17 protein-coding genes and 2 pseudogenes are annotated in these 19,365 nt (G+C 55.7%); 11 read left to right on the forward strand and 8 right to left on the reverse strand.

The features are described 5' to 3' along the window. Positions 1-2 precede the first annotated feature (2 nt). From GSQ70_RS25120 to GSQ70_RS25130, 3 genes are all read left to right on the forward strand, one after another. The gene (locus GSQ70_RS25120) at positions 3-1,784 is read left to right on the forward strand and encodes a GMC family oxidoreductase (RefSeq protein WP_158785067.1); all 1,782 of its coding nucleotides are present in this window, start codon (positions 3-5) and stop codon (positions 1,782-1,784) included. Between the two features lie 11 nt (positions 1,785-1,795). After that, entirely contained in the window at positions 1,796-3,109 is a 1,314-nt protein-coding gene (locus tag GSQ70_RS25125) for a cytochrome c (protein WP_370521099.1), read from the forward strand. Positions 3,110-3,278: 169 nt separating this feature from the next. Next, positions 3,279-3,470 (forward strand): hypothetical protein, encoded by a 192-nt coding sequence (locus GSQ70_RS25130; protein ID WP_158785069.1) that lies wholly within the window; start codon positions 3,279-3,281, stop codon positions 3,468-3,470. Between the two features lie 198 nt (positions 3,471-3,668). On the opposite strand, the gene GSQ70_RS25135 is transcribed toward GSQ70_RS25130, so the two are convergent. After that, positions 3,669-4,577 (reverse strand): LysR family transcriptional regulator, encoded by a 909-nt coding sequence (locus GSQ70_RS25135; protein ID WP_158785070.1) that lies wholly within the window; start codon positions 4,575-4,577, stop codon positions 3,669-3,671. A gap of 97 nt (positions 4,578-4,674) precedes the next feature. Here GSQ70_RS25135 and GSQ70_RS25140 point away from each other — a divergent pair, with 97 nt between their 5' ends. Next, on the forward strand, positions 4,675-5,742 hold the full coding sequence (locus GSQ70_RS25140) for an SDR family oxidoreductase (RefSeq protein WP_158785071.1): 1,068 nt from the start codon (positions 4,675-4,677) through the stop codon (positions 5,740-5,742). A gap of 79 nt (positions 5,743-5,821) precedes the next feature. On the opposite strand, the gene GSQ70_RS25145 is transcribed toward GSQ70_RS25140, so the two are convergent. Beyond that, positions 5,822-6,343: a GNAT family N-acetyltransferase gene (locus tag GSQ70_RS25145; protein ID WP_158785072.1), complete on the reverse strand. Its 522-nt coding sequence runs from the start codon at positions 6,341-6,343 to the stop codon at positions 5,822-5,824. A gap of 257 nt (positions 6,344-6,600) precedes the next feature. Between GSQ70_RS25145 and GSQ70_RS25150 the strand changes: the two genes are divergently transcribed. Further along, positions 6,601-7,380 (forward strand): L-threonylcarbamoyladenylate synthase, encoded by a 780-nt coding sequence (locus GSQ70_RS25150; protein WP_158785073.1) that lies wholly within the window; start codon positions 6,601-6,603, stop codon positions 7,378-7,380. A gap of 32 nt (positions 7,381-7,412) precedes the next feature. Here the strand turns inward: GSQ70_RS25150 and GSQ70_RS25155 are convergent, their stop codons facing one another. Both GSQ70_RS25155 and GSQ70_RS25160 read right to left on the reverse strand, forming a co-directional pair. Next, a complete protein-coding gene (locus tag GSQ70_RS25155; protein WP_158785074.1) occupies positions 7,413-8,309 on the reverse strand; it encodes a LysR family transcriptional regulator in 897 nt (298 codons plus the stop codon). Positions 8,310-8,482: 173 nt separating this feature from the next. After that, entirely contained in the window at positions 8,483-9,781 is a 1,299-nt protein-coding gene (locus GSQ70_RS25160) for an MFS transporter (protein WP_158785075.1), read from the reverse strand. A gap of 534 nt (positions 9,782-10,315) precedes the next feature. Here GSQ70_RS25160 and GSQ70_RS25165 point away from each other — a divergent pair. Both GSQ70_RS25165 and GSQ70_RS25170 read left to right on the forward strand, forming a co-directional pair. Then, positions 10,316-11,962, forward strand: a complete 1,647-nt coding sequence (locus tag GSQ70_RS25165; RefSeq protein WP_158785462.1) for an alpha,alpha-trehalase — start codon at positions 10,316-10,318, stop codon at positions 11,960-11,962. 154 nt (positions 11,963-12,116) lie between these two features. Beyond that, complete coding sequence (locus GSQ70_RS25170; protein WP_233268514.1) at positions 12,117-12,398, forward strand: Gfo/Idh/MocA family oxidoreductase; 282 nt, start codon at positions 12,117-12,119, stop codon at positions 12,396-12,398. Here GSQ70_RS25170 and GSQ70_RS25175 read toward each other — a convergent pair. Continuing rightward, positions 12,361-12,798 (reverse strand): NUDIX hydrolase, encoded by a 438-nt coding sequence (locus tag GSQ70_RS25175; RefSeq protein WP_158785076.1) that lies wholly within the window; start codon positions 12,796-12,798, stop codon positions 12,361-12,363. The genes GSQ70_RS25170 and GSQ70_RS25175 overlap by 38 nt on opposite strands. A 46-nt stretch (positions 12,799-12,844) precedes the next feature. On the opposite strand from GSQ70_RS25175, the pseudogene GSQ70_RS26215 reads away from it, so the two are divergent. After that, positions 12,845-12,985: pseudogene (locus GSQ70_RS26215) on the forward strand (sugar dehydrogenase complex small subunit); the annotation flags it as partial. A gap of 23 nt (positions 12,986-13,008) precedes the next feature. On the opposite strand, the gene GSQ70_RS25185 reads toward GSQ70_RS26215, so the two are convergent. Continuing rightward, positions 13,009-13,425 carry a helix-turn-helix domain-containing protein gene (locus GSQ70_RS25185; protein ID WP_158785077.1) on the reverse strand — a complete coding sequence of 139 codons (417 nt, stop codon included), beginning with the start codon at positions 13,423-13,425 and terminating at the stop codon, positions 13,009-13,011. A gap of 117 nt (positions 13,426-13,542) precedes the next feature. Here GSQ70_RS25185 and GSQ70_RS25190 point away from each other — a divergent pair, with 117 nt between their 5' ends. The 3 genes and pseudogenes from GSQ70_RS25190 (at position 13,543) to GSQ70_RS25200 (ending at position 16,595) form a co-directional block, all read left to right on the forward strand. Beyond that, entirely contained in the window at positions 13,543-14,397 is an 855-nt protein-coding gene (locus GSQ70_RS25190) for an SDR family oxidoreductase (RefSeq protein ID WP_158785078.1), read from the forward strand. A gap of 230 nt (positions 14,398-14,627) precedes the next feature. Next, positions 14,628-15,847 (forward strand): annotated as a pseudogene (zigA, locus tag GSQ70_RS25195) (zinc metallochaperone GTPase ZigA). Positions 15,848-16,010: 163 nt separating this feature from the next. Next, positions 16,011-16,595, forward strand: a complete 585-nt coding sequence (locus GSQ70_RS25200) for a YceI family protein (protein WP_158785079.1) — start codon at positions 16,011-16,013, stop codon at positions 16,593-16,595. A gap of 37 nt (positions 16,596-16,632) precedes the next feature. Here GSQ70_RS25200 and GSQ70_RS25205 read toward each other — a convergent pair whose 3' ends face one another. Both GSQ70_RS25205 and GSQ70_RS25210 read right to left on the reverse strand, forming a co-directional pair. Then, positions 16,633-18,795 (reverse strand): fimbria/pilus outer membrane usher protein, encoded by a 2,163-nt coding sequence (locus GSQ70_RS25205; protein ID WP_158785080.1) that lies wholly within the window; start codon positions 18,793-18,795, stop codon positions 16,633-16,635. A 68-nt stretch (positions 18,796-18,863) separates the two neighbouring features. Continuing rightward, the gene (locus GSQ70_RS25210; protein WP_158785081.1) at positions 18,864-19,304 is read right to left on the reverse strand and encodes a DUF1090 domain-containing protein; all 441 of its coding nucleotides are present in this window, start codon (positions 19,302-19,304) and stop codon (positions 18,864-18,866) included. Positions 19,305-19,365: the final 61 nt, after the last annotated feature.

Raw genomic sequence — 19,365 nt, forward strand, 5'->3', positions numbered from 1 at the left:
CCATGGCAAACGAAATGAAAAAAGTGGATGCGGTGATTGTCGGCTTCGGCTGGGCCGGATCGATCATGGCCAAAGAGCTTACCGAAGCGGGGCTGAATGTGGTGGCGCTGGAGCGCGGTCCGCACCGTGATACCTGGCCTGACGGCGCTTATCCGCAGGTGATTGACGAGCTGACCTATAACATCCGTAAAAAGCTGTTCCAGGATCTGTCAAAAAGCACCGTTACTATCCGTCATGACGCCGCGCAGACCGCGCAGCCTTATCGCCAGCTGGCCGCCTTCTTACCGGGCACCGGCACCGGTGGAGCGGGTCTGCACTGGTCCGGCGTTCACTTCCGCGTGGACCCGATCGAACTGCGGATGCGCAGCCACTACGAAGAGCGCTACGGCAAGAAGTTCATTCCTGAAGGGATGACAATCCAGGATTTTGGCGTCACCTATGATGAGCTGGAACCGTTCTTTGATCAGGCCGAGAAGGTGTTTGGCACCTCCGGTTCGGAGTGGAGCGTGAAAGGGAAAGTGATCGGCCAGGGCAAGGGTAACCCCTTTGCACCGGACCGTTCCGACAAGTTCCCGCTGCCCGCGCAGAAGCGCACCTTCTCTGCCCAGATGTTTGCTCAGGCGGCAGAGTCAGTGGGCTATCACCCTTACGATCTGCCTTCTGCCAACACTTCAGGCCCGTACACCAACACCTACGGCGCACAGATGGGGCCGTGCAACTTCTGCGGCTACTGCAGCGGCTATGCCTGCTACATGTATTCCAAAGCATCGCCGAACGTTAACGTACTGCCTGCACTGCGTCAGGAGTCGAAGTTCGAGCTGCGTGAAAATGCCAACGTGTTGCGCGTTAACCTGACGGCTGATAAAAAGCGCGCGACCGGCGTGACCTATGTCGACGCGCTGGGGCGTCAGATTGAGCAGCCTGCTGACCTGGTGATCCTTTCCGCCTTTCAGTTCCACAACGTGCACCTGATGCTGCTTTCCGGCATCGGTAAGCCGTACGATCCGGTGACTAACGAGGGCACGGTAGGCCGTAACTTCGCTTATCAGAATATCTCCACGATTAAAGCCTTCTTCGATAAGGACGTTTTCACCAACAACTTTATCGGTGCTGGTGGCGCAGGCGTAGGCGTGGACGACTTTAACGCTGACAACTTTGACCACGGCAAATATGGCTTTGTCGGCGGCTCACCATTCTGGGTCAACCAGGCTGGCGTGAAGCCGATCTCTGGCCTGCCGACGCCGCCGGGTACGCCGAACTGGGGCAGCAAGTGGAAGGCAGCGGTTGCCGACCACTACACGCACCATGTATCGATGGATGCCCACGGTGCGCACCAGTCGTATCGCAATAACTACCTGGACCTCGATCCGAACTACAAGGATGCCTTTGGCCAGCCGCTGCTGCGTATGACCTTCGACTGGCAGGACAACGACATCAAAATGTCGCAGTTTATGCACGGCCGGATGCATAAAATCGCCGAAGCGATGAATCCAAAGCTGATCAGTGGGTCGCCGAAGCAGGCGGGAACGCATTTCGATACCACGGTTTATCAGACCACGCACATGAATGGCGGGGCAATCATGGGTGAAGATCCGAAAACCAGTGCGGTGAACCGTTACCTGCAGAGTTGGGATGTGCCTAACGTGTTTGTGCCGGGCGCGTCCGCGTTCCCGCAGGGGCTGGGCTACAACCCTACCGGTATGGTGGCAGCGCTGACTTACTGGTCAGCAAAAGCGATCCGTGAACAGTACCTGAAAAACCCGGGTCCGTTGGTGCAGGCGTAAGGATAATCATGATGAAAATGCTAATCCCTGCCCTGATGCTGGGCATGACCACCTTTGCCGCCCTGGCGAACGACAGCGGTGCCGATCAGATCAAACGCGGTGAGTACCTGGCGCGCGCCGGAGACTGCGTGGCCTGCCATACCAAAAAGGGCGGTGAGCCGTTTGCTGGCGGACTGTCGATGGCAACGCCAATTGGGGATATTTACTCCACTAATATCACACCGGACAAGAAAACCGGTATTGGTGACTACAGCTATGACGACTTCCAGAAGGCAGTCCGTCACGGCGTGGCGAAGAACGGCGACACGCTCTATCCGGCGATGCCTTATCCGTCCTATGCGGTCGTCAGTGATGAAGATATGCAGGCGCTTTATGCCTGGTTTATGCACGGCGTGAAACCGGTTGAGCAGGCAAACAAGGAGAGCGACATTCCGTGGCCGCTCTCCATGCGCTGGCCGCTGGCGATCTGGCGCGGCATGTTTGCGCCGGATGTGAAGGCCTTTCAGCCGATCAAAGGCCAGGATCCGGTGCTGGCTCGCGGCCAGTATCTGGTGGAAGGGCTGGGCCACTGCGGGGCCTGCCATACGCCGCGCAGCCTGACTATGCAGGAAAAAGCGCTGAACGACAGCGAAGGCAGCGACTACCTGTCCGGCAGCAGTTCGCCGATTGACGGCTGGACCGCCAGCAATCTGCGCGGCGACAACCGTGACGGGCTGGGTCGCTGGAGCGAAGATGACCTGGTGCAGTTCCTGCGAATGGGTCGCAACGATCGGACCGCCGTGTTTGGCGGCATGACCGATGTTATCCAGCACAGCCTGCAGCACCTGAGTGCAGAAGATGCCACGGCGATTGCCCGTTATCTGAAGTCGCTGGGCGCGCGCGACCCAAACCAGGTCGGGTTCAGTGAAGATGCTGCGGTAGCGAAAGCGTTGTGGAAAGGCGACGACAGTAAGCCGGGAGCCTCAGTCTATGTCGACAGCTGTGCGGCCTGCCATAAAACCGATGGCAGCGGCTACCATCGCTTCTTCCCGGAGCTGCGCGGCAACCCGGTGGTGCTGGAGGAAGACCCAACTTCGCTGATCCATATTGTGCTGAGCGGCGCAACGCTGCCAGGCGTGAAGGATGCGCCATCCAGCATCACCATGCCGGCCTTTGGCTGGCGGCTGAAGGATCAGCAAGTGGCGGACGTGGTGAACTTTATCCGCACCAGCTGGGGCAACACAGCCAAAACGCAGATCAGCGCCAGCGACGTGGCGAAAGTGCGTAAGACGATGGCTGAACCGCAGGGTGATGTCGGCGTTGAAAAGCTGAACGTTGTGAAGTAAGACTGCGGGATACGGCTGGTTCAGCGCTGGTCGTGTCCTGATTTTCATGCATTTAAGTTTAAAAACCTCTCATTTTTTGTTCATTCCTCATTTACCCTCCCGGCGTCAAAAATCTGCACTCTCCCGGTGATCGGTCCTGACAACGTCTTCACTAAAGCAGGGTGCTTGCATGAGTCGAGATTATGTTTGCGGAAGTGAAGGCCAGTATGAAAAAGGTTCTGGTGAGCAAGTTCTGGCCAGCAAATTGGGAATCGTTAATTCTGATGAGAGAGAGGGTGCTGAGCTTCTCCTGTTAGAACAACTCTATCAGGACATTTTTGAAGAGCCGTTCCCTCTTCAGCAAATTTCAGTCTCACTGTAGAAAAGTGGGCATCGTCGTTGGTTGGGTAATATCTATGAATGGGCGTCTGGCGAGACTACTTGTTACCGTTGTACCAAAATTTATCCGCTGATTCCTTCAATCCGGCATACAGGGAAGTGTTCTGCCACTCCTTAGCATGTTGTCAGGATATTCAGCATTGATTGCTCATTGGGTTGCATCTCCCTGATCACCTCACTCTCAATCAATCTTCAGCCGCTCCAGCGCACTCAGCAGTGCAGCTACTTTTGGCGTCAGCTGTTTTTTGCGCGGCCAGACGATATACAACGGCAGGCCCTCAACCGCCAGTCCTGGCAGGATCTGCACCAGCTCGCCGCTCGCCAGCTCTTTTTCCATCAGCCAGGTTGCCATCTGCGCGACGCCCAGCCCGGCCACGACTGCTGCGACCTGCGCTTCGCCATCTCCCAGCGCCATCCGGTGCGGCACCGTTCGCATTGCCGTGCGGCCATCCGGCGAGGCCAGGTGCCACGGGCTGGTGCTGCCATCCACCCGGTCATAAACGATCGCCCGGTGGTTGGCCAGATCCTGCAGCGATCCCGGCATTCCCTGACGGGCAAGATACTCCGGTGAGGCACAGAAGATCAGCTTTTCATTCCCCAGAAAACGGAAGCCCAGCGAAGGTGGATATTCGGCAGGGCCGCCGATCCTGATGGCGATATCCACCCCTTCTTCGAACAGATCGACAAAGCGATCCGAGAACGCCAGGTTGATCTGCATTTCCGGATTCTGCTGGCAGAACTGGTTCAGCAGCGGCATCACATGCATCCGGCCAAAAGTATTGGGCACCGCAATGCGCAGCCTGCCGACCGGGATGCTGCGTTGTGCCGCCAGCACCGATTCTGCCTCGGCCAGCTCTCCCAGCACGCGGGTGCAGGTTTCATAAAATGCCTGCCCGGCATCGGTCAGCGCCAGGCGGCGGGTGGTGCGTTCAAACAGCCGCGAACCAAGCCGCGCTTCCAGCCGCGCGACACTCTTGCTGACTGCCGAGCTGGTCAGATGCAGATTTTCAGCAGCGGCGGTAAAACTGCCGTGCTCAACGCTGGCAACAAAAGGTGTGATGCCTTTCAAACGATCCTGGTTGATCATCATTTGTGACTCTGATTCCCGAATGATATGAATTTATACCTGAGATAAGACTTTAATTCTCTATTAAGCTTTTCTTCTGCACTCATTAAGGAGACAAGCTATGCAACAACGCGCATTGATCGTCGGTATCAGCGGAGTCATTGGTACCGCACTGGCCCAACAGCTGACCGGTGACGGCTGGCAGGTATGGGGATTGTCCCGTGGCCGCACTGCGGTGCCTGCCGGCTGTACGGCGCTGACGGCGGATTTGACCGACAGCGACTCTGTTCGCCAGTCTCTGAAAGACGTGAAGGTGGATAAAGTCTTCTTCAGCGCCTGGGCCCGTCAGGCCAACGAAAAAGAGAACATCCGCGTTAATGGCGCGATGGTGCGTAACGTAATTGAAGCGCTGGGTGACAGCCTGAAAGGCGGCCACGTGGCGCTGGTCACCGGACTGAAGCATTACCTCGGTCCGTTTGATGCCTACGGTAAAGGCGAAGTGCCGGTGACGCCGTTCCGTGAAGAGCAGGGCCGTCAGCCGGTCGATAACTTCTATTACGCTCAGGAAGATGAAGTCTTTGCCGGAGCGGAGAAATACGGCTTCAGCTGGAGCGTTCACCGCCCGCACACCATCATCGGCTTTGCGCTGGGCAATGCGATGAACATGGGCCAGACTCTGGCGGTGTATGCCAGTCTGTGCAAAGAAACCGGCCAGCCATTTATCTTCCCCGGTTCTGAAGCGCAGTGGGAAGGCGTTACCGACATGACCGATGTGCACGTGCTGGCACAGCAGCTGGAATGGGCCGCCACCACGCCATCCGCGCAGGACCAGGACTACAACGTGGTCAACGGCGACGTGTTCCGCTGGAAATGGATGTGGGGCCAGATTGCCGATTACTTTGCTATTGAAGCCGCGCCTTATCCGGGCGCGATCAAGCCGCTGGAAGGCCGCATGGACGCTGCTCCGGCCGAATGGCAGGCGATGGCGCAGAAGTACGGCCTGAAAGAAGCCGACATCGGCAAACTGGTTTCCTGGTGGCATACCGATGCCGATCTCGGCCGCCCGATGGAAGTCTTCACCGACATCAGCAAGAGCCGTAAGGCGGGCTTTACCGGCTACCAGTGCACCCGCGATGCGTTTGTGGCGCTGTTCGATAAGCTGAAGGCTGAACGGCTGATCCCCGGCTGATCTCAGGGCAGGTTTCGGACCGGGCAGATGATCACAGGCCGACCTCAGGATCAAGTCTGAGCATTCCTTGCCGGTCCAGTCAGCCGGTGCTGTGCGCGGTATATTCCGTGCGCAGCATGCCATACAGGGCGCAGTCCCAGCGTTCTTCCCCCACCACCACGCAATGTCTGCGCACGCCTTCCCGCACAAAACCCAGCTTTTCATATGTCCGCACCGCAGCAATATTGAACGGGTAAACGTGCAGTTCCACACGTTCGATGGCTTCCTGCCTGAAGGCATTAACGATCAAGGTTTGCAGCATCTTTTCAGCCAGTTTCTGTCCCCGCATCTGTGGATTAACCACCACCCTGCACAGGCAGGCCAGATGGTTATCCCAGTCGAAACCCAACTGTGCCACTACGGCCAGTTCGCCCTCCACGCATCCGGAAAAAGTCAGCAGTGAGGCCGGTTGCTGCTGGTCTGAATTCAGCAGGGTTGTAAGGAACTCCGCGCTCAGCGGCCAGCTCACGCCCGGACCGGCCCACTGTGTCACCGCCAGTTGGGAAGTAAACCAACTGCCCAACGTGGCCTGATCTTCCGCCCGGAAAAAGGTTATCTGCATTGCATTGCTCGCTGTCAGCTAAAGGATTAAGTGGCTTCAGGCTGAGGAAAGTTCGCTCCGGTCAGCAAACGCAACATTTGTTTCCTGAGGGAAACAATGAGCGATTGAATGCATTTATTGTTGCGTAAAAGAGTGGCCAGGTTAGGATGGTTTCAACAGGTTATTAGTGGCTTCCGCCGCCAGCGAAATTGACGATGCTGCGCCAGGATGAAACGCTCACCAACGAATTTAACCCTCTATGATATGCAGGTGTGACCATGAGCAATAAGACTATCCAGTGGAACGGCGGCTTACAGCCGGAAGCGGTAAAAATCCTGTCTGCCGATGGCGGCATGATCGTTTGCCCGACCAAAGTGGGCTACATCATTATGACCTCCGATGCCAAAGGCCTGGAGCGTAAATTTGATGCCAAGCAGCGCAACCGCAACAAGCCGGGTGTGGTGTTGTGTGGTTCCCTGGAGCAGTTGAAAGAACTGGCGCAGCTGAACCCGGAAATCGAAGAGCTGTATCAGCAGCACTGGGACAAAGACATTCTGCTGGGCTGCATCCTGCCGTGGAAAGAAGAAGCCGTGGCACGTATTCCGGAAGATGGCTCGAAAGAGCTGATGATGGACCGCCGTCAGACCAGTTGCTTCGTGATCAAATTCGGTATTCCTGGCGAAAAACTGGCGAAAGAGCTGTGGGAAAACCACGGTAAATTCTCCTTCGCCAGCTCCGCTAACCCGTCAGGCAAGGGCAACCGTGGCCTGGTCGAAGGGATCGGCGAGCGTATTGAATCGCAGGCTGACCTGATTATTGAAGCGAACGCCTATGTGAAATCTATCCAGCCGAATGAGTCCGAGAAGACCCGCTACGAGCAGGGTGTGATGGTGGCGATGGTGGACGAGAGTGGCAAGCTGGTCCCTGAGCAGAAAGGCGAGCGCAGCATCACACCTTGCCCAATCCTGATCCGTAAGGGGTTGGACGTGGATAAAATCATGTCGATGATGTCTGATATCTTCACCACGTGGGATTACCGTCACGGTAACTACTACTAAGATTTGAAGGGCGGAACCGGTTTCCGCCCTTATTATTTCTGCTGCAATGCCTTCTGCAACTCTTCAATAAACAGCCTGACGCGCGGTGAAACAAAACTGTCACCTTTGCTCAGGATCCACGATGTATACACGTCCATTTCCCACTCTGGCAGCACCCTGATCAGCTTGCCGGCTTTGACGGCTTCCTGTGCACTGTAGTCTGGCAGATAAGCGATGCCGGTGCAGGCGATGGCGGAATTCACCAGCGCGGTACTGTTGTTGGCACGAAAGCGGCTGCGGACTTCGATATCCAGCTTTTGCTTTTCTTTACGGAACGGCAGCGAAATGGTGTGCGCCGGACCACGAAACAGAATGAAATCGTGACGCGGCAGATCGTCGGGTTTGCCGATCGCCGGGAAGCGCCGCAGATAGTCCGGCGAAGCATACAGCCCCCAGCTGATATCGATCAGCGGCTGGCAATGAGCATGCTCCGGCCGGTCGCGACGGACCACAATCGCCAGGTCGATATTGTCATCCACCAGGTTCACCGGGCGGTCAGTCAGATCCAGATCGACGCTGACGTGCAAATTACTGGCAACAAACTGGTTCAGCACCGGCACGATACACTGGCAGCCGAAGGTGACCGGGGCCACCACGCGCAGGCTGCCGGTCGGCTCTTCGTGAAACTGGCGGATAAACAGATCGGCGCTTTTCACCTCGCTGAGGATGCGGGCGCAGTAGTGATACCAGGTCATGCCGACATCGGTTACGGCAATCTTGCGGGTGGTGCGCTGCAGCAGCTTAGTGCCGAGGCGGACTTCCAGAGCGGAGATCTCTTTGCTCACTGACGATTTCGACAGCCCCAGCAGTTTCGCCGCCTCGGTATAGCTCAGCGTCTCGACGACTTTAGCGAAGATAATCATCCCCTGCAGGTTTTCAACATCGCTCATGGTGGCTCCAGGCCGGGGGAGTTTGCGGTCAGGTGACTAATGTGGCGACAGAGTAATGGCTGAGCAGGGGGAAGTAAATCTTGAGACAGGCTTTACTCAGCACGGATGCGGCTGAACTGCACCACAAAAAGCCAGGAAGCGTCCGGCTTTTTGCAGGCAGTTCAGCTGTCCGGTCAACGGACTTTTTTCACCAGTACGGGAATTTTACGCAGCTTGTTGGCGAGGATCAGACCGCCGATCAGCATTACGGCGATAAAGCCTGAAACGCCCATCCAGCCGTAGCCATTCCAGAACACGCCACCCAGCGTGCCCGCCACGCTCGATCCCAGATAGTAGAAGAACAGATACAGGGAGGAAGCCTGGCCTCTGGCCCGCCTTGCGCGATGACCAACCCAGCTGCTGGCAACCGAATGCGCGGCAAAGAAACCGGCGGCAAAAAGCATCAGTCCCGGCAGCACCAGAAACAGCGTGGCAAACTGGGTGGCAATCAGTCCGGTCAGCATCAGCCCCAACGATCCCATCAGTACCACGCCACGGCCATGGCGTGCGGTCATCATCCCGGCGCGCGGCGAGCTGTAAGTGCCGGTCAGATAGACCACTGATAGCAGGCCAACCACCGTCTGGCTGAGCGAAAAGGGCGCTGACAGGAAGCGATAGCTGACATAGTTAAACAGAGTGACAAAGCTGCCCATCAGGATAAAACCAACCACGAACAGCATCGGCAGCCCGATATCCCGCCACTGGAACATAAAGTTCACCAGCAGCTTGCGCGGGCGCAGGGAGCTGGGACGGAAATGTTGGGAAGGGGGCAGCAGCCGGAAAAACAGCCCGGCGGCGGCCAGCGCAAACAAACCGACTACAAACAGCGAAATGTGCCAGGAGAAGTGATCCGCCAGCATCCCGGTGGAGAGCCGTCCGACCAGCCCACCAATCGAGTTGCCGCTGATATACAGCCCCATTGAGAAGGAGAGGAACACGGGGTGGAGCTCTTCACTCAGCCAGGTCATCGCCACCGCTGCCACGCCGCTCAAAGCCAGTCCGGTCAGGGCACGCATCGCCAGCACGCCTTCCCAACTGCTCATGGTGGCACACACCAGCGTGAAGAAGGCCGCCAGCAGTAGCGAAATGGACATCACCGACTTACGACCAATCGCATCCGACAGCGGCCCGGTGATCAGCAATCCGAGCGCCATCATGGCTGTGGTCACCGAGAGGGACAAACTGCTCTGCGCCGGGGTGAGATGGAAACTTTCCGAAAACACCGGCAGGATCGGCTGAACACAATAGAGGACGGCGAAGGTGGAGAGCCCGGCACAAAACAGCGCCAGCGTGGCATGGGTAAACCTGCGGGTGCCACGGGTAATATAGGTTTTGTTTATGGAGGTATTATCAACGGGGGAAATTAAACTGTCGTCTTCATCAGAGAGACTTTCCGAGTGCAACGCTGCGGATTTATTTACTACGGGTGCCACAAGAGTTCCTTGGTTGTCATTAAACGGTCTGGTTTGCTATCAGATAAACTTATTGATGCCAGGCATGGCAAGGGCTGCGCGACGTTCTGGCTGCGTCAGTATTGGACTGTTTAAATATAATGTAAATGGTAAAGCCAATTATTTTTTTACAGAGACTTCTGCCGTTTGCGATTAATTTTGTTCCTGAACAAAGTTAAGTCGTTTCTCAATTTGGCTTAATTGTCTGAGGTGGTGATTTATCCACCGGCTGGTAGGGCGAAGACGGAGAAGATCGCCGGATATTTCGCCTTTTTATCGTTTCGTTATTGCTATTTTTTTCAGTAATTGATTATCAACGTCAATTTATGTCGGCAGAGACTTAATATTATGACTGTCAGGGAAAAATTCCGCTCACAGTCATTTCCTGAAATATTATCTCATTGGCAGTAATAAAATCATCAGGTTGCGCTGTGAGACGAGAGTACTATACTGATCGCTTCTTTCGAAATTCACCTAAGCATCATTGTCGAGCGTCATTGGCATCAGGAGGTTCTTATCACTTTTAATCAAAATGACCTAATCACAGACAATAACCAGACGGATTATGAAGCCTACTATCACGATTATGAGGCTGGTCTTGACGCCGTGGTGGAGCCGCAACCGGAGACGATCCGCGGCCTGCCTGCATCGGATATCCTGACGCCGTCCGATCGCTATCAGGAGCTGTTCGAGGCGGTACAATCTTCGCGGATATTTACTGACAGTAAAACGTTCGCCGATTGCGCTCCCAAAATTGAACCCGAAAGAATTCTCTATCGCTATTTCATGCAGCGTGAACGGCAGGATTTTAATCTGCTGACGTTTGTGCTGGAGAATTTCGACCTGCCAAGAGTGCATGACAGCCGCTATGTTTCTGATCCAAATAAAAATATGGGTGAACATATTGATTCGCTGTGGCCGGTATTAACCCGTAAGCCGGAAAAGCATTCGGAATTCTCATCATTACTGCCGCTGCCGGAACCTTATGTGGTGCCGGGCGGTCGCTTTGGGGAAACCTACTACTGGGATTCCTATTTCAGCATGCTTGGTTTTGCGGCTGGTGGGCAGACAGATCTGCTGAAGAGCATGGCGGATAACTTCGCCTGGATGATCGATACCTATGGGCACATCCCAAACGGTAACCGGACCTACTACCTGAGCCGTTCGCAGCCGCCGGTGTTTGCCCTGATGGTTGAGCTGTTTGAGAAAGATGGTGTGAACGAGGCGCATCGTTACCTGAAGCAGCTGAAGCGTGAGTATGAGTTCTGGATGGACGGCGCGGAATCACTGACGCCGAACGAGGCTTATCGCCATGTGGTGATGCTGTCGGATGGTTCGGTGCTGAACCGTTACTGGGATGACCGTGATACGCCGCGCGATGAGTCGTGGATTGAGGATGTGGAAACCGCGAGGAACTCTGCGCGACCTTCCAGCGAGGTATATCGCGATCTGCGTGCCGGTGCGGCTTCAGGTTGGGACTTCTCTTCCCGCTGGCTGAGCGAACCGGGTCGTCTGGAGAGTATTCAGACCACCAGTATCGTGCCGATTGACCTGAATGCTTTCCTCTACAAGCTGGAGACGACCATCGCGCGGCTGGCTGCCAGCAGGAATGATGCGGCTACTGCCGATCTGTTCCAGCAAAAAGCGGTGCGTCGTCGTGAAGTTGTCGACAAATATTTGTGGGACAACGAGGCCGGTCTGTATCGCGATTACAACTGGCGTGAGCGTGAGAAAGGCGCGTTCTCGGCTGCTTCGGTCACACCTCTGTATGTCGGCATGTCCAGCCTTGAACAGGCTACCCACACCGCGGCGGCAATCCGTTCGCACCTGCTGGCTCCGGGCGGCCTGCTCTCCACGGTGGAAGAGACAGGTGAACAATGGGACAAGCCGAACGGCTGGGCACCTATGCAGTGGATGGCAATAAAGGGCCTTAACAACTACGGTGAGGAGCTGCTGGCGAAAGAGATCGCCACGCGCTGGTTGCAGGTTGTGGGAGCGACCTACCATCGCCATCACAAGATGGTCGAGAAATACAACGTTGCCGGACGTGCGCCCGTGCTGGCAGGCGGTGGTGAGTATCCGCTGCAGGATGGATTTGGCTGGACCAATGGCGTCACGCGCCGGTTGCTGGCGATGTATCCTGACGTGGCACCGCAGCGTTAATTGTCCGCCGGAGTGAAATTAATCTATCAACTACGCTATAAATGGAATGTATCTGCCATCAACGTCGGCCAGGAGTATAAATGCGTATTGGATTAGTAGGATACGGTACCGGCGGCAAAAATTTTCACGCGCCTTTTATCGTTGCGGCTCAGACGTGCAGGCGCAGGCGATTTTTGCCGGTAAGCGCCCGGCCGACGATCCGTCAGGCTGGGGCTATGAGCAACCCGAGCCGTTGGGCACGCTGCGCACGGCGGAAGGTGAGGAGCGCATCCCTTCGGCTCAGGAAAGCTATCACGCTTATTACGAAGCCTTTGCCGCCGCAGTGAGGAATGGCACCGAACCTCCTGTCACAGCGGAGCAGGCTATTCGCACGCTTGAAGTGCTGGATGCCGCGCTGCTCAGTGCTGAAGAGGGGCGAAGGGTGACGCTGGGCTGAGTAAATCCAGCCCGCCTTGCTGGCGCAGCGTCTCCAGCGGGGCGAAAAGGGGAGCTGGTAGTTGGTCAGGAGAAAACCACTGCCAGCCCTCGCATTTCTCCGGTTCCAGCACTTCAGGCATGCCGCTGATGTCACTGGTGAGCATAAAAAGGGTAACGTAGTGCTTCTGTTCGGCGCTAAAAAAGTCGTTTGTGAAGCCATACTGAGTCAGATCGCCTACTTTCAGTGCCGTTTCTTCCAGCACTTCCCGCCGGGCACACTCCTCTGGCGTTTCAGCAAATTCCAGGTGTCCGCCAGGGGTTGCCCAGTAGCCAGCGCCATGGCTGCCTTTGCGGCGGCCCAGTAGCAGCCTGCCTTCCCGCACAATCAACACGCCGACTCCGATCAACGGTCTTTGCATCTTTCTCTCCTTCACCCGGTGTTCACCGGTCTGATTTTATCTCGGTTTTACCGGCACGCCAGTCTCGCTTCGCGCTGTAGATAATACCCGATTCGTCACCTACACCGAGGCGCTGATGTACGCACCTACCCTCGATGCCACGGTGGTCCCAACTTATTCCCGGGGCCATACCAATTACTGGACGTAGCCACCAGCGACCCTGAAAAACGATTAGTTTTCTCTTTCCGGCGCAGAAGCAAAATCCCGGCGGTGGTCCATAATCTGATGCAGGTTCATTTCAATCCAGTCAGCAAGGCCTGCCACCTGACCACGTACCTGCTGACCCAGCGGAGACAAACGATACTCCACGTGCGGAGGGACCACTTCATAAGCGATTCGCTCCACAAAGCCGTCCTCTTCCATATAGCGCAGCGTCTGCGCCAGCATTCTTTCACTGACGCCGCCGATTTTGCGTCGAAGCTCGCCGAAGCGTAGCGTCTCTTCTTCAAGGGCCACCAGCACTAACAGGCTCCAGCGGCTGGTCAGGCGTTTCAAAACCTCGCGTGACGGGCAGTTCGCGTCCAGCAGTTCCCCACGACGGAGCTTTTCGCTGAGGGGAGAAAAGGCAGTTTCTGTGGTTAATTTCATACTAACATTCCTGTGCGTACTTACTTTTTATTAGTATGTGGCATAGGCTGATTGGGTCAAAGCGATTTAGCCAGCCTGCAGGCTGGTATCTCGCTCTTAAAACTCAAGGAGAGCATTATGATTGCAGTAACCGGCGCAACTGGCCAACTTGGCCGCTTAGTGATTAACGCTTTACTGAAAAAAGTCCCTGCGGCTGAGATCGTCGCTGCCGTACGTTCACCGGAGAAAGCGGCCGATCTGGCTGTGCTGGGCGTGCAGCTCAGGCAGGCAGATTACAGCAGCCCTGAGAGCCTGCTCAGTGCCTTTACTGGGGTGGATAAAGTCCTGCTGATCTCCTCCAATGAAATTGGTCAGCGTGAAGTGCAGCATAAAGCGGTGATTGCTGCTGCAAAACAAGCGGGCGTGAAGCTGCTGGCTTACACCAGCCTGCTGCGTGCAGACACCACTAAAATGGGGCTGGGCGGTGAGCATCGTGGCACCGAGCAGGCGCTGATTGCTTCCGGCGTGCCTTACGCCATCCTGCGCAACGGCTGGTATACCGAAAACTATGCGGCCAGCATTGCGCCTGCCGTAACTCACGGTGCCTTTATTGGCGCGGCAGGAGAGGGCAAAATTGCCTCTGCCAGCCGTCAGGACTATGCCGATGCCGCCGCTGCGGTGCTGACCGGCAGCGAGTCAAACAAAATTTACGAGCTGGCGGGTGATACGGCCTATACCCTGGCACAATTCACTGCGGAGATTGGAAAGCAGAGTGGCAAAGAGATTGGCTACATCAATCTGCCGCAGGCAGAATTCGCCGGAGCGCTGAAAGGTGCCGGTCTGCCGGATGGCCTGGCAGAGATGCTGGCCGACTCGGATGCCAATGCGGCGCAGGGCTCGCTGTTTGATGACAGCCATACGCTGAGCAAGCTGACCGGCCGCCCGACCACGCCGTGGCAGGATGTGGTCAAAGCCTTTGTGGCGAAAGCATAAGCGTTACGGGAGAGTCTGGCTCTCCCGTTTTTTGGTCCCTCTCTGCCATCCCCACAAAATGAGTGCTATCGCCAGGGCCAATACCGCCCGGCTTCTCCTTCCCGACATCCCGGAAAAAAAGCAGGGCTGGCTGGGTGCGATGTTATGTTATAACATAACATATATGGCGACGGGCAACGCCCGCCAGTGTAGTGCTTATCACCCCGTAAGAGGGGAAGGAGAATCGAACAATGTCATCACTTCAACAGCCTGAGCGGCAGGATACACGCCTGCCGGTGACGGTTCTGTCCGGCTTCCTGGGTGCAGGTAAGACCACGCTGCTGAATCATATCCTCAACAACCGTGAAGGACGCCGCGTGGCGGTGATCGTTAACGATATGTCTGAGGTCAACATTGACGCTGCGCTGGTCAGGGATGGGGGGCCGAACTGTCACGTACCGACGAAAAGCTGGTGGAGATGAGCAACGGCTGTATCTGCTGCACGCTGCGTGAAGATCTGCTGCTGGAGGTTAACCGGCTGGCGAAAGAGGGGCGGTTCGATCAGCTGGTGATTGAATCCACCGGCATTTCAGAGCCGCTGCCGGTGGCGGAAACCTTCACTTTTGCCGATGGGGAGGGCGAGAGTCTTTCCACTGTGGCCCGGCTCGATACCATGGTCACCGTCGTCGATGCCTGGAACTTCCTTCGGGATTACGACTCCAGCGACAGCATCCGTTCCCGTGGGGAATCACTGGGTGATGAAGACCAGCGTACGGTGGTGGATCTGTTGATTGAGCAAATCGAGTTTTGCGACGTGCTGGTGCTGAATAAAACCGATCTGATCGGTGAGCCGGAGCGGGAAAAACTGCTAACCATCCTCCACGGGTTAAACCCAAGGGCGAAGATTGAGATTGCGCAGTTCGGCAAAGTTGAGCTGGATCGCGTGCTGAATACCGGCCTGTTTGATTTTGAAGAGGCCTCGCAGGCACCGGGCTGGCTGCAGGAGCTGCGCGGTGAGCACACGCCTGAAACGGAAGAGTACGGCATCACCCATTTTGTGTTCCGCGCCCGCCGGCCGTTTCATCCTGGCCGCTTCTGGAGCGTGATGAACGGCAAGCTCCCGGGCGTGGTGCGCTCAAAAGGCTATTTCTGGCTGGCCAGCCGTCCGACCTTTGCCGGGAACTGGTCACAGGCCGGTGGTGTTTCGCGTCAGGGACGGGCGGGGATGTGGTGGGCCAGCGTGCCGGAAGAGTACTGGCCGCAGGACGAAGAGAGCCGCCAGATGATCATGAAGGAGTGGCATGACAGGGTGGGTGATGCCCGCCAGGAGCTTGTCTTTATTGGCATGGAGATGGATGAATATACGTTGAGGTATCTGCTGGGGGCGGCGCTGCTGACCGATCAGGAAATGGCGATGGGGCCGGATGGCTGGAGCACTTTTACCGATCCAGTTCCTGACTGGGACGAATAAATAATAAGAACGGGCGGGGGAATTTATCATTTCCGCCCGGTCTTAAATAATACCAGGAGTTAACTAATCTTTTTGACAGACCCGGTCAAATATCTTCACTATCGGCATGGTGAATTATCTTGCACTATCAAAAATACTGTTCAAGAAAATAAGGTCTGAATAAATGTCACTGCTCAAAAAAATTACCTTACCGTTATTAATCAGTACCGCCGTTTATTCTCAGTTTTCTGCCGCAGCGACAGAAAGCTACGCAATGGACTCCGGCCACACCTCGGTCGTGGTTTCCTGGACTCACTTTGGTTTCTCGCACCCTACCGCAGATTTATCCAACATCACCGGAAACATCGACTTCGATTCTGCTCAGATCGGCAAATCTAAAGTTGACGTCACTATTCCGGTCGACAGCATCAATACCCATGTTGATAAGCTTACCGAAGAATTTAAAGGGGCTGATTACTTCGACGTGGCGAAATACCCGACTGCCACTTTCAAAAGTAACAAAGTGGTCAGCAAAGGGAAAAACAAAATGGACGTTTATGGCGACCTGACCATTAAAGACATCACCAAACCGGTTATTCTGCACGCGGTGCTGAACAAGCAGGGCATGCACCCAATGGTGAAAAAGCAGGCGGTTGGTTTTGACGCCACCACCACTTTCAAACGCTCAGAGTTCAAGCTGGACAAATATGTCCCGGCGGTGAGCGATGAAGTGAAGCTGACTATTTCGACGGAAGCCTACGCGAAATAATTTATACAGGGCAGCCGTGAGAGCGCTGCTGCCCTGATTACGGTTCGCTGGCCTTGTTGTGATACAGCGGTGGTGCAAATTTGCTGTACATAATTGCGCCCGCCGTGGGAACCACTTCAATTTCACTTTCCGATAGTTCCATGCCGTCGGGCAGATCCCAGCTGCTCAGCGACAGGCGATTCACCCGGTAAGGCGTCAGGTTGCTGATGATGGCCTGCCCGCGCCAGTCCGTAGTGGTGCCGTACTGATTATCCACGCCGATCCCGGAAGCGCCCGGCACGTTAATGATACCGAGGGTATCTCCCAAAGATTGCCCCAGTATTATCCCTTCGCGGTACGCCATGATACTGCCCGAAATCTCGGCATCCTGCTGACGGAAGCCTTCTCCCTGAGAGTAACCCAGCCGCAATTCTCCGGCGTTGTACTGGTAATCTGCCGAGGCGTTCTGACTGCTTTTTTTGTTCTGCTGCTGAGTGTTACTCAGACTGTAACTCAGGCTGTAGTCATCCAGCGCGGTGCCGCTCACGCCGACCTGGCGGATATTATCGCCATTTTTGGCGGTAGTGTGATCGATGTTCAGCGTCAGGCGTGGCAGCGCCAGCCAGTCAAGAGGAACCGAAAAAGAGAGAACGATCTCGCCCTGCTCTTTGCCATAGTTGGGATGGCTGTATTGCGCATAAACCGAATAATCGACATCCTGCCAGCTGCCGCTGTAACCCAGTTCGAGACTGCTCTCTTCCCGGTTTTTTCCCCGGTAAGTTTCCCGTGCCAGCGTCAGATAAAAGCTGTCTGATTCGGAGAGATACTGGTTATACCGCAGTTCAAGCCGCGATTTCTTTTCCGCTTCAAACTCACCGACAAACTTCCCGTCCTCCCAGTCCCACCAGTATGAGGTTTGCTGGGAGATCGTCTCGCCAAAAGTCCGATAGCGCTGATCGGGATAGTACTGGGCCAGCACGCTTAATGAGGATTCCCACTCCTGAAATGCTTTGGCATAGCGCAGCCTGGCCATGCCTCCGCGTACCGTCTTATTACGCCGCGGATCCTGCGCCGTGGCGTAGCTGTAATCCAGGGAAAGTGCACCCCAGCTGTTCAGGTTTTTGCCGATCCCGGCGGCGGCGCTGTGATAAATATCCGAGTTCTGCATACCGCCATAAAGCGTGATGCCAACAGGCAGCCCATAGCCCGCCGAGAACTGATAAAACAGCGGCTCTTCCGCTTCCACACCGACATAAGGCCGGTACTTGCCTGCGGTGAGATCGTAAGCCCAGTGCTTGCTGTGCACGAGATTAGGCATTGATGACCAGGGGAGCGTGCGCAGGGTTTCCGTCCCGTCACTCTCTTTAATGGTCATCTCAACATCCCCGTCCGGGTTGGGCGGGTAGACATCTTTCAGAATAAAAGTCCCTGGTGAGACGAAGGTCTGATAAATCACTGTACCGTTCTGGCGGATTTTGACCTGGGCATTGCTGCGGGCGAAGCCGCGTATCCACGGAGAAAACGGCCGGTAATCGTCCGGCAGCATCCGGTCGTCGGACTGCAGATTGATGCCCCGGTAGCTCACGCTGTCGAACAGGGTGGAGGCGGTGCTGTTGTCACCCAGCGTCAGTGAAGAACGCAGGGTGCGCAGTGTCCGGAAAGCGACCGCCCGCTCAGTATGCCACTGCGGATTTCCCCAGGTTTCCTTCTGGAAAACAGGGTTGTAGCGCAGACGCCATGGGCCAAGATTCACGCCCTCGTTCAGGCTGACATACAGGCTGTGCTGCCGGTCATCGCCGCGATAGTTGTCGCCGGTGGTGTGAGAATAAGTGAGATGATAATCGACAAAGGCGGCATTGATCCCGTCGTCCCAGCGGCTGGTGGTGACGCCATTTTCCCTGTTGGTAAAGAGTGGCTCGGGGATCACCAGCGTCAGCAGCGAGGCCCGGTCGTCAAAGAAAAATTTAATTTCGCGCAGTTCCAGAGATTTTGGGCTGACGCAGCTATCGGTGAACAGCATGGTCGACACGCTGTCACTGCGTACTCCCCACTCGCGCAGGAGCGCTTCTGTCATGCAAGGGAAATGTGGCTGGGGAAAGCTCAGCGCAACGCGGCCTTTATAGGCATTATTAACAATGATGTAGACGTTGCCTGTTTCTGCGTAAGCGGCAAAAACGCTCCATGGCAAACACCACACCAGCAGGCGCAGCAAATACTTCATCCTTGAGAGGGGTTTCCGGTTCGCCAGAAAGACAGAGCGCCAGAGGCGCTCTGTAATAAGCAGGTAGATTAACCGCGCAGTGCGGAAAGCTCCGCCTGAGCCTGACGCAGGTCAGCGGTAACTTCTTTAACATCAGCCTGTTTCTCAACCAGTTTTTTCTGGTATTTAGCGATTTTTTTCGCGTCGCCTTTCGCCTGAGCTTCGCGCAGGTCGGACTGGACTTCACGCACGTCTTCCTGTTTCTCGCGCAGTTTCTTCTCCAGCTTTTCCACTTTTTTCTGCGCGTCTTTGATCAGACCGGCATCAGTACAGTGAGCATTCAGTTCGCTCAGGGCTTTTTTCAGACCGTCGATTTTATAGGTGTTACCATACTTCTGAGCCTGCTGGATCTGAGTTTCGATCGCAGCGCGTTTGGCATTACAGTCGTTGCCGGCAGCAGAAGCTACAGTGGTGAAACCTGCAGCGCCCATCAGGATAACCAGAGGTAATACAGTTGTTTTGATATTCATCGTTGAAGTCCTTATTCAGTGAAACAGCGGGAAACGTCCGTTCCCCGTCCTGAGCCAGTAC

The sequence above is a fragment of the Pantoea sp. BAV 3049 genome, assembly GCF_009765445.1.
Classification (GTDB): domain Bacteria; phylum Pseudomonadota; class Gammaproteobacteria; order Enterobacterales; family Enterobacteriaceae; genus Erwinia.

What these genes read in the sequence shown, in the direction of transcription:
- GSQ70_RS25130 (WP_158785069.1), top strand. Translation starts at nt 3,279, where the DNA reads ATGAGTCGAGATTATGTTTGCGGAAGTGAAGGCCAGTATGAAAAAGGT.
- GSQ70_RS25185 (WP_158785077.1), bottom strand. Translation starts at nt 13,425, where the DNA reads ATGAAATTAACCACAGAAACTGCCTTTTCTCCCCTCAGCGAAAAGCTC.
- GSQ70_RS25135 (WP_158785070.1), bottom strand. Translation starts at nt 4,577, where the DNA reads ATGATGATCAACCAGGATCGTTTGAAAGGCATCACACCTTTTGTTGCC.
- GSQ70_RS25175 (WP_158785076.1), bottom strand. Translation starts at nt 12,798, where the DNA reads ATGCAAAGACCGTTGATCGGAGTCGGCGTGTTGATTGTGCGGGAAGGC.
- GSQ70_RS25140 (WP_158785071.1), top strand. Translation starts at nt 4,675, where the DNA reads ATGCAACAACGCGCATTGATCGTCGGTATCAGCGGAGTCATTGGTACC.
- GSQ70_RS25210 (WP_158785081.1), bottom strand. Translation starts at nt 19,304, where the DNA reads ATGAATATCAAAACAACTGTATTACCTCTGGTTATCCTGATGGGCGCT.
- GSQ70_RS25205 (WP_158785080.1), bottom strand. Translation starts at nt 18,795, where the DNA reads ATGAAGTATTTGCTGCGCCTGCTGGTGTGGTGTTTGCCATGGAGCGTT.
- GSQ70_RS25190 (WP_158785078.1), top strand. Translation starts at nt 13,543, where the DNA reads ATGATTGCAGTAACCGGCGCAACTGGCCAACTTGGCCGCTTAGTGATT.
- GSQ70_RS25120 (WP_158785067.1), top strand. Translation starts at nt 3, where the DNA reads ATGGCAAACGAAATGAAAAAAGTGGATGCGGTGATTGTCGGCTTCGGC.
- GSQ70_RS25200 (WP_158785079.1), top strand. Translation starts at nt 16,011, where the DNA reads ATGTCACTGCTCAAAAAAATTACCTTACCGTTATTAATCAGTACCGCC.
- GSQ70_RS25150 (WP_158785073.1), top strand. Translation starts at nt 6,601, where the DNA reads ATGAGCAATAAGACTATCCAGTGGAACGGCGGCTTACAGCCGGAAGCG.
- GSQ70_RS25145 (WP_158785072.1), bottom strand. Translation starts at nt 6,343, where the DNA reads ATGCAGATAACCTTTTTCCGGGCGGAAGATCAGGCCACGTTGGGCAGT.
- GSQ70_RS25125 (WP_370521099.1), top strand. Translation starts at nt 1,796, where the DNA reads ATGAAAATGCTAATCCCTGCCCTGATGCTGGGCATGACCACCTTTGCC.
- GSQ70_RS25155 (WP_158785074.1), bottom strand. Translation starts at nt 8,309, where the DNA reads ATGAGCGATGTTGAAAACCTGCAGGGGATGATTATCTTCGCTAAAGTC.